The organism is Acutalibacter sp. 1XD8-36 (assembly GCF_009917525.1).
Lineage (GTDB): Bacteria > Bacillota > Clostridia > Oscillospirales > Acutalibacteraceae > Acutalibacter.
This window is the reverse complement of the sequence record NZ_QZDU01000002.1, coordinates 404,013-416,895: the sequence shown is the minus strand read 5'-3', so window position 1 is coordinate 416,895 and position 12,883 is coordinate 404,013. Positions and strand designations below refer to the sequence as shown.

The 12,883-nt window shown below is 56.5% G+C and carries 13 protein-coding genes; 6 read left to right on the top strand and 7 right to left on the bottom strand.

Annotation, left to right across the window (positions count from 1 at the left end):
• Window positions 1-19 precede the first annotated feature (19 nt).
• Entirely contained in the window at window positions 20-535 is a 516-nt protein-coding gene (locus D5270_RS05510; RefSeq protein ID WP_243150163.1) for a divergent PAP2 family protein, read from the bottom strand.
• 113 nt (window positions 536-648) lie between these two features.
• On the opposite strand from D5270_RS05510, the gene D5270_RS05505 reads away from it, so the two are divergent.
• The 3 genes from D5270_RS05505 to D5270_RS05495 are packed head-to-tail and all read left to right on the top strand — an operon-like array spanning window position 649 to window position 2,831.
• Window positions 649-1,305, top strand: a complete 657-nt coding sequence (locus tag D5270_RS05505; protein ID WP_166543138.1) for an epoxyqueuosine reductase QueH — start codon at window positions 649-651, stop codon at window positions 1,303-1,305.
• A complete protein-coding gene (locus tag D5270_RS05500; protein WP_166543137.1) occupies window positions 1,289-2,113 on the top strand; it encodes an amidohydrolase family protein in 825 nt (274 codons plus the stop codon). Before D5270_RS05505 ends, D5270_RS05500 begins: the two co-directional genes overlap by 17 nt.
• Window positions 2,070-2,831 (top strand): hypothetical protein, encoded by a 762-nt coding sequence (locus tag D5270_RS05495; protein ID WP_166543136.1) that lies wholly within the window; start codon window positions 2,070-2,072, stop codon window positions 2,829-2,831. Before D5270_RS05500 ends, D5270_RS05495 begins: the two co-directional genes overlap by 44 nt.
• On the opposite strand, the gene D5270_RS05490 is transcribed toward D5270_RS05495, so the two are convergent.
• Entirely contained in the window at window positions 2,821-4,098 is a 1,278-nt protein-coding gene (locus tag D5270_RS05490; RefSeq protein ID WP_166543135.1) for a LysM peptidoglycan-binding domain-containing protein, read from the bottom strand. The two genes, D5270_RS05495 and D5270_RS05490, sit on opposite strands and share 11 nt — an antisense overlap.
• An 84-nt stretch (window positions 4,099-4,182) precedes the next feature.
• Here D5270_RS05490 and D5270_RS05485 point away from each other — a divergent pair, with 84 nt between their 5' ends.
• A complete protein-coding gene (locus D5270_RS05485; protein WP_166543134.1) occupies window positions 4,183-4,437 on the top strand; it encodes a hypothetical protein in 255 nt (84 codons plus the stop codon).
• Here D5270_RS05485 and D5270_RS05480 read toward each other — a convergent pair.
• From D5270_RS05480 to D5270_RS05460, 5 genes are all read right to left on the bottom strand, one after another.
• Window positions 4,387-5,688 carry a hypothetical protein gene (locus tag D5270_RS05480; RefSeq protein ID WP_166543133.1) on the bottom strand — a complete coding sequence of 434 codons (1,302 nt, stop codon included), beginning with the start codon at window positions 5,686-5,688 and terminating at the stop codon, window positions 4,387-4,389. The two genes, D5270_RS05485 and D5270_RS05480, sit on opposite strands and share 51 nt — an antisense overlap.
• Before the next feature lie 2 nt (window positions 5,689-5,690).
• Window positions 5,691-6,779 carry a phosphotransferase enzyme family protein gene (locus D5270_RS05475; protein ID WP_166543132.1) on the bottom strand — a complete coding sequence of 363 codons (1,089 nt, stop codon included), beginning with the start codon at window positions 6,777-6,779 and terminating at the stop codon, window positions 5,691-5,693.
• Between the two features lie 51 nt (window positions 6,780-6,830).
• Window positions 6,831-8,132 (bottom strand): sensor histidine kinase, encoded by a 1,302-nt coding sequence (locus tag D5270_RS05470; RefSeq protein ID WP_166543131.1) that lies wholly within the window; start codon window positions 8,130-8,132, stop codon window positions 6,831-6,833.
• 102 nt (window positions 8,133-8,234) lie between these two features.
• Window positions 8,235-9,167, bottom strand: coding sequence for a cysteine synthase A (gene cysK / locus D5270_RS05465; protein ID WP_166543130.1), 933 nt, complete (start codon window positions 9,165-9,167; stop codon window positions 8,235-8,237).
• A gap of 11 nt (window positions 9,168-9,178) precedes the next feature.
• Window positions 9,179-9,985 carry a hypothetical protein gene (locus D5270_RS05460; RefSeq protein WP_166543129.1) on the bottom strand — a complete coding sequence of 269 codons (807 nt, stop codon included), beginning with the start codon at window positions 9,983-9,985 and terminating at the stop codon, window positions 9,179-9,181.
• A 110-nt stretch (window positions 9,986-10,095) separates the two neighbouring features.
• Here D5270_RS05460 and D5270_RS05455 point away from each other — a divergent pair, with 110 nt between their 5' ends.
• Together D5270_RS05455 and asnB are read left to right on the top strand one after the other, a co-directional pair.
• On the top strand, window positions 10,096-10,965 hold the full coding sequence (locus tag D5270_RS05455; protein WP_166543128.1) for a glycoside hydrolase family 25 protein: 870 nt from the start codon (window positions 10,096-10,098) through the stop codon (window positions 10,963-10,965).
• Window positions 10,966-11,053: 88 nt separating this feature from the next.
• Window positions 11,054-12,877, top strand: a complete 1,824-nt coding sequence (gene asnB, locus D5270_RS05450; RefSeq protein ID WP_166543127.1) for an asparagine synthase (glutamine-hydrolyzing) — start codon at window positions 11,054-11,056, stop codon at window positions 12,875-12,877.
• Window positions 12,878-12,883: the final 6 nt, after the last annotated feature.

Here is a 12,883-nt window from a genome sequence, read left to right as displayed (position 1 = left end):
CAGGCGCTTTGTGTGCCGTTTAAAACAGGCTTGTGCCACCCTGGCGGACAAGGTGGGCGATTACAGCAATCAGGAACCCCAGCGCCGCGCCGCAGACCGCCTCGCGTATCCGGTGGCCCAGGGACTCGTTGAGCTTAGGTATCAGCTCCTGGAGAGCCTTCCTGCCCAGAGGGTCCGCGTCCTCCTGCTCCAGGTACTCCACTATATGGTTGATGGCCTTGGCGTGGAGCCCCGCCGCCCAGCGCACGCCGGTGGCGTCATACATGACTATCATTGCAAGGATAAACGAGAGGGCAAAGATAGGGGAGTTGAAGCCGTACATATAGTATGAGGTCAGCAGCACAGAGCAGGTCAGCGCCGAGTGTGAGCTGGGCATGCCGCCGGCCCCAGCCAGCCGGTGGCGGTCGAACTGCTTATGCTTTATGGCGTCTATCAGGGCTTTCAAAAACTGGGCCGTGGCCCAGGATATTACAGCTACGTTTATCAGCGGGTTTGAAACAAGTATAGACAGGTCCATTGGGGAGATTCCTTTCATATGCGTATGAATATATAATACCCTATTTTACCCCGGGCTGTCAACACAGGCTTGCGCAGAATCGAGGGATGTGTTAAAATTTGTTTTATGATAACAGAAGGGGAGGGCCATAGATGAGCTGTCCAAGAAACTATTCAAAAGAGCTTGAGAGGCTGATAGCAGGGTTAAAAGGCAGGGTCCCCACCCTGCTCCTGCACGCCTGCTGCGCCCCCTGTTCAAGCGCCTCCCTTGAATACCTTAGCCGGTATTTTTCCATAAGCCTTTTATATTATAACCCAAACATATCTCCAATAGCGGAGTATGGGAAGCGGCTGGAGGAGCTTCAGAGGCTTCTAAGGGAGCTTCCGGCAGAGCACCCCATTGGCATTATCCCCTGTGAATACCGGGGCGAAGATTTTGCCAAAATATCAGTGGGCCTTGAGGGTGAGCCCGAGGGCGGGGCCAGGTGCATGGCCTGCTATAGGCTGCGCCTTGAAGAAGCTGCGAAGGCCGCTAAGGAGCACGGGCTGGAGTATTTCACCACCACCCTGACTATAAGCCCGCTGAAAAACGCCGGCGCCATCAACAGGATAGGGGAGGAGCTCTCGGAAAAATATGGCGTGAAGCACCTGCCGTCGGATTTAAAGAAGCGGGAGGGCTATAAGCGCTCTATAGAGCTCTCGAAGGAATACGGCCTCTACCGTCAGGACTACTGCGGCTGTGTATACTCGAAGGCGGAGCGGGACAGGAGAATGGAGGAAAGGACTGATAAGCTTGCCGGTAAACTATAATGGGATAGTATACCCAGCCGCCGACGCCCACGCGCATATTTACCCGGAGAAGATAGCGGAAAAGGCAACGGCTTCCGTGGGGGCGTTCTATAATTTAAAGATGGAGAATACCGGACTTCCGGAGGTGCTGCTCCGGGAGGGCAAGAGGGCCGGGATAGACAGGTTTGCAGTCTGCTCTGTGGCGACGAAGGTTGAGCAGGTGCGCTCTATCAATGCTTTTATCGAGCGGGCCTGCAGGGAGCACCCGGAGTTTGTGGGCCTTGCCGCCTGGCACCAGGATATCGCGGACATAGAGGGCGAGCTGGATGATATTATGGGCCGGGGACTGAGGGGTATAAAGCTGCACCCGGACTTCCAGAAGTTCCAGATAGACGACCCGAAGCTCCTGCCATTTTACCGCGCCGCCCATAGGCGGGGACTTCCCATACTCTTCCATACCGGGGATATCAGAAAGGACTTCTCCTCACCGAGGAGACTTGCAAGGCTCCTGGATAAGCTTCCGGACCTCACCTGCATAGCTGCGCACTTAGGGGGCTATACCGAGTGGGATACGGCAAGGGAGTGCCTGAAGGGGGAGAATTTGTACGTGGACGCCTCCAGCTCTCTGTGGTTTATCAGCAGGGAGGAGGCCCTAAAGAGCATATACCATTTCGGCACTGATAAGGTGATGTTTGGCACGGATTTCCCCATGTGGCGGGCCGGTGAGGAGCTAGAGCGCTTTTTCAGCCTTGGGCTCACGGCAGAGGAAAACAGGGCTGTCCTCTATGGCAACTTTGCCCGGCTCTATAGGCTTCAAAGGGATGGATGAGGCCAGGTTTTTAGCGGCCTGCGGGGAGGCTATGGAGGACAACCGCCGGGGAGGAATAGGCACCCTGGGGGAGAAGACCCTGCACGCCGCTTTAAAACGCTACTTCCAGCCTGAGGAGCGCTTCAGGGAGGTGGCGGTGGGCCGGTACGTTGCGGATATCATGAGCCCGGAGGGGATAACCGAGATACAGACTGCGGGCTTCGGGAGGCTCCGGGAGAAGCTGGGATTCTTTCTGGAAAACTACCCGGTGACGGTGGTATATCCTGTGGCTGGGCTCAAATGGCTCATAAGCATGAGCAGAGAGGGTGAGCTCTCCAAAAGACGGAAAAGCCCCAAGGCCGGGGGGCCCTGGGAGCTTCTTATAGAGCTTTACAGTATTAGGGAGCACCTGAAAAATCCCGGGCTCAGCCTATGCGTGCCGGTGATGGAGGTGGAGGAGTACCGCCTGAAGGACGGCAGGGGGCGGAGGGGCTATACCCGCTTTGAGCGGATGCCCATAAGACTAATGGACGAGGTATGGGTCCGGGGGCCGGGAGATTACCGCCTGCTGATGCCTCCCGGCCTGCCGGAGGAGTTCACCGCGAAGGAGTTCCAGGCCTGCGGGAGGTTTTCAAATATGCAGGGCTCCCTGGCGCTGAGTGCCGCAAGGGAGCTTGGCGCCGTGGAGCAGATTGGGAAAAGGGGGAGGGCCTATCTCTACAGGCAGGTCAGAGCTTGAGGATATTGTACCTTGCCGCCACAAAGGACCAGTTCTGCTGGAAGGGGTACATAAGGTTCCAGTAGCCGCCGCCGGCAAAACTAAGTTCGTCCATCAGGCTGTACTTCTGTTCAATACTGCGCACGTCCTCATACCAGACTATATGCCGCAGGCCGTCCCGGGTGTAGTTAAAGTATGGGGACTGGGCCGTGTGGTCGAAGATAATGGCTGAACCCTGGCGGCGGGCTATGTCCACGGCATACTCGTTTCCAATAGCTGTGGCCCGGGTCACCCCTCGCTGGAAGGGGAGAATCCAGTCGTAGCCGTAGTTGGGGATACCCAGCTGGATTTTCCCCGGTTCTATGACGGAGGTGCCGTACTCTGCTACCCGGCGCACATGGTTTATGGGCGCTACAGCCATTGGGGGGCCGTAGGTATAGCCCCACTCGTAGGTCATGAGAAGAACGGAGTCCGCGATATCCCCGATGGCCCTGTAGTCGTGGGACTCATACAGCAGCCCCTTCTGGGCGTCGGAGGATTTGGGGGCCAGGTCCACATGCAGGAAATATCCGGCGCTGTGGAGCTTCCCGGCAGCGTTCTCAAGGAAGCCCAGATAGGCCCCGCTGTCCTCAGGCGGGATAAACTCAAAGTCGATGTCAAGGCCAGTATAGCCCTTCTGCTCCATTGCTGCAAGTATGTTTGCGAGCACACGGTCCTGGAGTGCCCGGTCGTTAAATAGCATACTGGCCCGCCGGGAGTTAAAATTGCCGTCCTCGGTGACTGAGGACAGGAGCATTACCGGAGTGGCGCCGTACTCCCGGGCCATGGCAATAAGCGGCCTGTCGTCGGGAGGTATGAGCCGGCCCTCGTCGGTGAAGCCGTAGCCGAAGATGGTGAGGTATGTGAGATATGGCAGGGCTTTGCGCAGTACGTCGGGGGCTATATAGTCGTAGGCGTAGCCGTTTACTTTGACCCGGCGGCGCTTTCCCGCCGTAAAGTGTATCACGATGGTCTGGCCCACGTGGAGGGTTGGGGAGAGTATGAGCTGGGGGTTATTCTGCAGGAGGACATAGACCGTGACCCCATACCTTGCGGCGATAGAGGAGAGGGTGTCTCCCTGACTGACGGTGTAGGTGACGGCGGGAGTGAGCAGGATTAGCCCCTGGCCCGGGGGAAGATTCCTGGGGTCTAAAATAGCATTGTCTGTCGTAATGCGCTGGGGGGATACCCCGAAGCGCTGGGAGATACTGTATAGGGTGTCGCCGGGCTGAACGGTGTATATTACCATTTGACCGCCTCTCTCTCATGGATATGCTGGGGAATTTATATGCGAAAAAGAGACGGAAAAGAATACTTTTGGGAGGAAAATAACATGTTTGATATGCAGAAACTGGCCTATTTCACAGAGGGCAACAGGTTTGCCGGAAGCCATACCGAGGGGAACAGGATAATACGCTATAGGGTGGACCCGGACAGGGAGAACGAGAAGCTTCTGGTCTGGTGCTGGCATGAGGATAAGTGCTTTGAAAAGGCAAAGGAAAAGTCAGAGGGGAGCTTCCCTCTGACTCAGGACGGGCTAAACGCTCTTATTCTTTGGCTCCAGAAAGAATTTGAGGAGCATACATAAGGCGCATGCGAAAAAGCATATAACAGACCAGGATCTGCCCAGCTCCCAGGGCAGCTTAGGCTGGGTTCCAGGAATAACCGGCGGATATACTTGGATATATGTCACAAGCAATGGGAGAAAGGGCATTAAGATGTACCGCCTGATATTCCCGCCGGAGAGAATGCCCACAGTGGCGGCGAGGCTAAGGTGCAGAATGTACCAGAGCGCCTCTCCCCACAGCGGGTGCCCCCACAGAAATACCGGAACATGGGACGCGCCGTAAAGCAGCGGGCCCGCGGCAAGTATGCCCAGCGCTGCCCATAGCCTGGGCACATAGGTCTCCGGGTTCTTCCAGAAGAACCATGACAGGAGCATGGCAAAATAGCCCAGAGCTGTATATACCAGCATGGTGGTTACTGAATTCCGTACATAGTACGCCATGCTGCTGACGGACCGGAGGGATAGAATAGGGCTGTCAAAGCAGTTGGACAGGGCGAACAGCACGGCTACGGCCGCCAGAGGCACGGGCCAGAGCTTTCGGGCATGGCTTCCCGCCGCCGCGCCGGTGAGGATGAATATGAGGGGGTAGCCAACAAGACAGAGGGGCACGGTGAAGAACAGGGGGGCCTCATACTCCATCAAATCCAGCGCGTCTAAGGGGCAGAGCAGGAGCGCGGCTGTGAGAGTGTAGGCCATTATCACCAGAAAAGTCCCAAGGGGCCTGGAGAGGGTGTCAAGAGTCCGGGCGGGGAGGGGCTTTAGCTTATATCGGAACACTAAAGCCGTCGTACACGCCGCCCAGAACAGCAGGGCGATCGGGAGCATATTCCACCTGTTTGACAGGAAATAGCAGAAGATTGTCCCTATGAGAGTGAGGGAGGAGAGTATGGCGGTCCAATCTACATGGAGTTCACTTTGACCGTGGGCGCGGAGAAATCTGCTTATATAATAAGAGATGGCGAAGAACACGTATCCGATGATGGCATAGGGAAATATCATGGCGAGGCTGAGGGTGCCAATGGACATAAGGAAAGCACAGACTGCCGGGAGGAAGCAGAGGTAGTGCCCACCGGTGCCTGAGACAAGCCCCACACATGCACTGAGCAGCGGATAGACGATGAAGCAGGCATAAATCATCGCAGCCGGCACGCCGGGGGTACCGGCTGCACTACGGCGGCTGGACTCCGTGACAAACAGGGCGGCACATATGATAACTGTCCCCAGGGATATCAGGGACAGCAGGATAAGCTTGATAAGAGAACGCTTAGGCACGGTTATTTCCCCACGGCCTCCCGGACAATCCGGCCCATCTCCTCCCGCTGCTGCTCCATCTGAAGGGCCAGATGGAACTGGTTGCGGGCGCGGTCAAGATTGTGCTGGGGGCGCTTTATGCGGAAGTACACGTCGCCGTTAAGGTAGTCGGTGAGGAAACGCACGCCAACCTCGAAGGTCATGGCCCAGGCACCGTCCGGGAGGGTTTCAAGCTCGGTCTCGGTGAGGGCGGAGCCTGCGGCGGAGAGGAATCCCCGGGTGTAGGCCCTATAGAGCTCCAGGTCGAAATTCACCTCGCTGAGGTCAGTCTCATCCTCAGCAGCGGTAGAGGCGCCTGCTCGTATTGAATCGCCGAAATCAAAGGCCGTGAGCCCGGGCATGACCGTATCCAGGTCTATAACGCAGACGGCCTTTTTTGTGTTGGCGTCAAAAAGTATATTGCTCATCTTGGTGTCGTTATGGGTAACTCTAAGGGGGAGCCTGCCGTCATTTAAGAGGCCCATCAAAAGCCCTGCGCGCTCCTCACGGCTGAGGGCAAAGTCGAGCTCGGCCTGGACCTCGGCAAGGCGGCCCTTGGGGTCGGCCTCTACAGCGTCCTTTAGCTGCTGCAGGCGCACCGGGGTGTTGTGGAAGTCCTTGATAATCTCATGGAGGGTGCCGGCAGGATAGCCGCCAAGCATGGCCTGGAAGTCCCCGAAGGAGCGGCCCGCCTCAAAGAGCATGTCCGGGCTGTCGGGGGTCTCGTAGGTAACGGTATCTCCGATATGCAGAGTGCAGCGCCAGTAGTTGCCGGAGTCATCGATATATACCGGCCTGCCGTCCGCGGCGGGGACTATCTGCAGGATATCCCGGTCCGGGTCGCCGCCCCGGGCGGTGAGCTTTTCCCTAAGGAAGCTTGTGACTCCCAGCATATTATCGATTATGTCACCGGGGCGGGGGAAGACAAAGTGGTTTATCCTCTGCAAAACGTATTTTTCGTCCACAAGATAGGTGTCGTTGATATGCCCGCCGGAAAGGACCCGCACAGTGGCGTCCTTTGCCCAGCCGAAGGCCAGAAGTACCTGCTCGGTAAGTGCTGTGCTGTTGCTCATGTTTTTATCCTCCTGATTTGCTTATTTTTTATTATATAAATATTAATTATCTTAGAAGCGCAGGGCTGCCCTGATTATTACGCCGTCCTCTATTTCAGAGACGGTAAGGCTGCCGCTGTGTGCAAGGGCTATCTCCGTAGAGTTCCCAAGGCCCCGAAGCTCATTTTCCTCAGGCTCCGGGTCGTCAAACAGCCAGTCCAAAAGCTGCCGTAAGCTTTTGCCCTTTATGGAGAGCTTCTCTTTCTGAGGCAGCTCCCCGGTGTAGACCACCTCCAGGCGCAATAAATCCTCCCCCGGGATGGCAGTGAAGCGCACGCGGCGGTCACCTTCTCCGTGGGAAGCGTCTGTGGCGGCGCGGGTCAGCAGCTCGTCGGCTAAAATACAGAGCTCGCTGGTCTTTATGGGGGCCTCCATGGAGGAGGCGTTGCACTGGAAATCTATGTCGTTCTGGGCGGCGAAGGCCGCCTTGGTTGCTATGACGGCGTTAAGATAGGGATTATCATGGTAGCGGCCCAGTATGGGGTTTTCAAGGGCGGACTGCTTATAAGAGGCTATGTACCGGGGTATTTCCTCGGTGCGGCCCTCCCGGAGAAGCTGGGACACGGTGTCAAGGGCATACTCGCCGTTCTTATGGGCCGAGCGGACCTGGCGCACTGCCGCAAGCATGTCCAGGTAGTCAGAGGACTCCTGCTGCAGCATGTTTTCCCTGGCCTCATGCCTTGCCGCCTGGGACTGCCAGCGGCCCGCGTGGTATATGCTCCTAAAGCAGAAGATAAGGGCGCAGTATATCAGAACCGCAAAGAACAGCCTGTCAGTGGGGCTCTCAATGCCGAAGGACATATCGAGCTTGCCCATACACAGCAGGTACTGCAGAATGCACAGGGCGGTCATGCCGAACAGGAACACCGAGGGCCCCCGCTGGGCAAAGCGCTGCATGGGGCGGTAGAGGCAGAAGATTGTGAGCACATACAGGAGTATCGTGGCAAGCACGGATATGACCCCGCCGGGAGCTCCGGCAACGCCGAAGGGCATGGCCCCTAATAACAGGGGGGTAAAGAGCAGTATAAACGAGAGGTTCGCCATGGAGAGCACAGAGATAAATACCTTCTGCAGGATATTGTTCGTGTGCACAAATACGGAGGCCGTGAGCAGCACCAGGGTGCCCACCAGGGCCGGGCCGTGTATGGATATGTTTGGCCCCTCAAATTTTCCATTGAGCGCCGATGAAATCACAGCGGCTATGATATACGCCCCAGCCATGACCCCCACAGTGGCAGGCAGCCGGTAGCGGTCCTGTAGCAGGGCCAGGAACAGGCAGGCCGTGCAGAATAGCAGGATGGGGAAGTACACCATACGCGAACACTCCTTAATACAATAAAAATAGGCCGGGGGACACCGGGCCCCCACGACCTATTGTACCATACTTTTACTGTTAATACTAGACCTAATCTTAAATTATTCCTCCCCGTATAGCCCGGTGGAGAGGTATCTGTCCCCGCCGTCGGGCAGGAGGGCAACTATCGTCCTGCCTTTATTTTCGGGACGCCTCGCCTGCTGGACCGCCGCCCACAGTGCCGCGCCTGAGGATATGCCCACTAAAAAGCCTTCTGCACGGCCCACGAGCCTGGCAAGCTCGAAGGCATCTTCATCCTTTACGCGGGTTATCTCGTCTATGATGGAGACATCCAGGACTTCCGGCACAAAGCCCGCGCCGATACCCTGTATGCCGTGGGGACCGGCCTTCCCGCCGCTGAGCACGGGGGAACTGTCGGGCTCCGCCGCGACTATCTTAATGCCAGGCTTCATCTTCTTGAGATATCTGCCGGCGCCGGTAATAGTTCCGCCGGTGCCGGCGCCCGCTACAAATATATCTATGCCGCCCCCGGTATCCTCCCAGAGCTCCGGGCCGGTGGTGTTGTAGTGGGCGGCGGGGTTTGCGGGGTTTACAAACTGGCCGGGTATGAAGCTGCCGGGGATGTCCTTCTGAAGCTCACCGGCCTTTTCGATAGCTCCCGCCATGCCTAAGCTCCCGTCTGTGAGCACCAGTTCGGCCCCGAAAGCCTTCATCAAAAGCCTGCGCTCGGCGCTCATTGTATCGGGCATGACTATTATGACCCTATACCCCCTTGCCGCCGCCACAGCGCACAGGCCTATGCCGGTGTTACCTGAGGTGGGCTCGATTATCACCGAGCCGGGCTTTACCGCCCCGCGCCTCTCTGCGTCGTCCAGCATGGCCCTTGCCACCCGGTCCTTTACGCTGCCGGCGGGGTTCATTGCCTCAAGCTTGCCTAAAAGCCTCGCCTCAAGGCCTAATTTTTCCCCTAGCCTTTTAAGCTCCAGCAGAGGGGTATGGCCGATGAGCTGGTCGGCGGATTGGTATATTCTCATGGTGTATCACCCTAACCTTTGGTGTCAATTATGGAGGTGCCGGCCTCGCCTGCGGCGCTGGCAGTATAGGCCGCCACAGCCTGGTGGAACTCGGCGTCGGAGCCGCGGCGGGAGTTGACCCTGGCGCGCTTAACCTTCTTCTCCTCCTCAGTTTCCATGTGCACGGCGGGCTTCTTCTTCTCCGGCCTACCGGCGGGCTCGGGGGTATCCCCGGGCTCCTTCCTCTCGGGAGCCTTGGGCTTCTGGGCCTCCTCCGCTTTTACAGCGTCCTTTATGGCCTTATGCTCCTCGGCCTCGGTGGGCAGCCTGTCATAATCCCCGCGGCTAACAAACTCCCTGGAGCTCTCCTCTATCCTGTCGCAGCGCTGTTTCTCCTGCATGAATATCTCCAGCTTCTTATTCTTGGGGATAGAGGAGTTGTGCTCAACGCCCTTTAAGGTCACAAGGGAGCTGTTGATATAGGTCATCTTCAGGCGCTGGGCCTCTTCCTTGGTGCGGCACTGCTTGAGCTTCTGCTCGAAGGCCTTCTGCTCCTGCTCGGCAGCCTTGAGCTTCTGGTATGCCTCAGGGTCATTGGCCTGCAGATATTTGCGCTCCTCGGGGGTGAGCTTCCCTCCCTGCAGGAGCTTATTGTGGATGTCCCTGAGCTTATCGTCGGGCTTATGCTCATCCTCGCCGTCCTCACTAAGGGAGGCCGAGAGGTATTCGTCCAGGGACTTATGGGAGCCAAGCTCCCCTTTTGCCTGCTTCATCTGAAACTGAGTCTGGAGCTTTAGGTTTTTAGTGTACGCGCCTATGGAGCCCATCATTGTTATCATATGTGATACCTCCCAATTATAACTCCCTTTATATATTACTCGGCAGAAATAGGGGGCAAGATAATAGAGCACAAAAAAGTTTATTGGGAATAGAATAATGGGGAAAGGGAGTGAGAGCCTTGCCAAAGGTGCTGGCTACTGGAATAGATATATCGGAATTCAACGGTGACGTGAATATCGCCGCCATGAAGGGGAAGGTTGACTTTATAATAATACGCTGCGGCTACGGCGAGGATTACTCGTATCAGGACGATGTGCGCTATAGGGAGAACGTGGGCAAGTGCCGGGCGGCGGGCATACCATTCGGGGTGTACCTGTACTCATACGCCAGGAATACAACTATGGCAAAGAGCGAGGCAAGGCATACCCTCAGGCTACTTCGGGGGCTGACCCCGTTATACGGCGTATGGTACGACGTGGAGGACCGCACGCTGCCGGGGAACAGCCAGCTCACGGAGAACTGTCTGGCGTTTTATAACGAGCTGCAGAATGCCGGGTACTACTGCGGGCTGTACTCCAGCATTTCCTGGATGAAGGAGCGGCTCAACAGCCCCAGGCTCGCCCATATAGACCGCTGGGTGGCCCAGTGGACAGGGGAGTTGCAGTACCCCGGGGCGGGTATCTGGCAGTACACGGACAGGGGGCTCGTAAACGGAAGGTATTATGACATGAACCGGGCCTTTAGGGATTACCCGGCTATAATCAGAGGGGAGGACTGGACGGATATGACAAGGGAGCAGGTGGCGGAGCTGGCCAGGCAGGAGGCCCAGAAGGTGTATGATAAAAACGAGTCGAAGTATAAGACCTTCAAGGATGTGCCCTCCTGGGCAAGGGAGGCGGCGGAGGATGTGTACAACAGGCTGGGCCTTGCGGGGGCAGAGGGCGGCAGCGGAAACGAGACACAGCTAAACGCCAGCGCAACTTATGTGCGGGCGCTGTATGTGATAGATAAGGTCATAGAGTTGATAGACAGCCTTTGATGTAAGGCGTTGGCGGCAGAGGTACACCTTGCCAACCGCGGCCAGGTGTGCTATAATAAATAAACTTGATAATAAGGGGGACGTTAAAATGTGCGGATTTGTAGGCTTTACCGGGGACCCTGACGAGGGCGTCCTGCACTCAATGACTACGGCCATTGCCCATCGCGGCCCGGACGACGCCGACTACTACTGGGCTCCGGGTATATCCCTGGGATTTAGGCGGCTGTCCATAATCGACATTGAGGGGGGCAGGCAGCCTATCCTCAACGAGGACGAGAGCAAGGCGCTGGTGTTTAACGGCGAGATATATAACTACTGGGATATAAGGCAGAAGCTCATAGAGGCAGGGCATAAGTTCCGCACCGAGGCCGACTCCGAGGTAATATTACACGGCTATGAGGAGTACGGCCCCAAAATACTGGATAGGGTGCGGGGCATGTTTGCCTTTGCCATATGGGACAGGGAGAAGGGGGAGCTCTTCGGGGCCAGGGATTTCTTTGGGATTAAGCCCCTTTACTACGCTGAAATGGGCGGGGTGTTCATGTTCGGCTCGGAGATAAAGAGCTTCCTGCACCATCCCGCCTTTAAAAAGGAGCTCAACCGCCGGGCCCTGGAGAACTATCTCAGCTTCCAGTATTCCCCCGGGCCTGAGACCTTCTTTGAGAATGTGTACAAGCTTCCCCCCGCCCACTACTTTACCTATAGGGACGGCAAAATGGAGACTGTCCGGTACTGGCTACCGGAGTTTCACGCCGAGGAGGACAAGAGCCTTGACTACTGGGTGGACGAGATAGAGAAGGTTTTTGACGACAGCGTGAGGGCACATAAGGTCAGCGACGTTGAGGTTGGCTCTTTCCTGAGCTCTGGGGTGGACTCCAGCTATGTAGCCTGCTCTGCAAACGTGGACAAGACCTTTACGGTGGGCTTTGACAACGGAGAGAAATACAACGAGACCAGCTATGCCAAGGAGCTCTCTGAGCTGATACCTGTTAAAAACATCAGCAAGGTCATAACCCCCGAGGAGTTCTGGGGGAATTTCCAGAAGATACAGTACCATATGGACGAGCCTCTGGCTGACCCCTCGGCTGTGGCGCTGTACTTTGTGTGCAATACCGCCTGCCGGCATGTAAAGGTGGTGCTCTCAGGAGAGGGCGCGGATGAGATATTCGGGGGGTATAACATCTATAGGGAGCCCCTGGAGCTACAGTGGTATGACAAAATCCCCATGCCTGTCAGGCGGCTTATTGGCAGGGTAGCGGGGATGTTCCCGGCGCATAGGGGGCTCAACTTCCTTGTGCGCAGGGGGAAGACCCTTGAGGAGCGTTTTATCGGCAACGCCTATATGTTTACTGAGAAGGAGCGCCGGGAGATACTCAGAAACCCGGTGGGCACACCGGACCCTGCTGTGCTCGTGAAGCCCTATTACGACATGGTGAAGGGCAAGGATTCGGTTACAAAAATGCAGTTTGTGGACCTGAACATGTGGATGGTGGGGGACATACTTTTAAAGGCCGACAAGATGAGCATGGCAAACTCTCTGGAGCTGCGGGTGCCATTCCTAGACAAGGAGATAATGAAGCTCGCCGGGCGCATACCCACAAAGTACCGGGTGAACAGTGAGAACACCAAGCTGGCCATGAGGAAGGCGGCGCTGAGGAGGATGCCCGAGAAATGGGCGGGAAAGAAGAAGCTGGGCTTCCCGGTGCCGACCAGGGTCTGGCTTAAAGAGGACGAGTATTATAACAGGGTGAAAAATGAGTTCACCGGCGATACCGCCAGGGAGTTCTTTAACACGGATAAGCTGGTTTCCCTGCTTGACGAGCATAGGGCCGGGAAGAAGGACAATAGCAGGCGGGTCTGGACGGTGTATACCTTCCTCATCTGGTATAAAGAGTTCTTTGTGAACAGATAAAGTGGT

Bases quoted from the DNA above. Each gene is read 5' to 3' on its own strand.
- D5270_RS05510 (WP_243150163.1), bottom strand. From the start codon at position 535: ATGAAAGGAATCTCCCCAATGGACCTGTCTATACTTGTTTCAAACCCG.
- D5270_RS05505 (WP_166543138.1), top strand. From the start codon at position 649: ATGAGCTGTCCAAGAAACTATTCAAAAGAGCTTGAGAGGCTGATAGCA.
- D5270_RS05495 (WP_166543136.1), top strand. From the start codon at position 2,070: ATGGCAACTTTGCCCGGCTCTATAGGCTTCAAAGGGATGGATGAGGCC.
- D5270_RS05490 (WP_166543135.1), bottom strand. From the start codon at position 4,098: ATGGTAATATACACCGTTCAGCCCGGCGACACCCTATACAGTATCTCC.
- D5270_RS05485 (WP_166543134.1), top strand. From the start codon at position 4,183: ATGTTTGATATGCAGAAACTGGCCTATTTCACAGAGGGCAACAGGTTT.
- D5270_RS05475 (WP_166543132.1), bottom strand. From the start codon at position 6,779: ATGAGCAACAGCACAGCACTTACCGAGCAGGTACTTCTGGCCTTCGGC.
- D5270_RS05470 (WP_166543131.1), bottom strand. From the start codon at position 8,132: ATGGTGTACTTCCCCATCCTGCTATTCTGCACGGCCTGCCTGTTCCTG.
- cysK (WP_166543130.1), bottom strand. From the start codon at position 9,167: ATGAGAATATACCAATCCGCCGACCAGCTCATCGGCCATACCCCTCTG.
- D5270_RS05460 (WP_166543129.1), bottom strand. From the start codon at position 9,985: ATGATAACAATGATGGGCTCCATAGGCGCGTACACTAAAAACCTAAAG.
- asnB (WP_166543127.1), top strand. From the start codon at position 11,054: ATGTGCGGATTTGTAGGCTTTACCGGGGACCCTGACGAGGGCGTCCTG.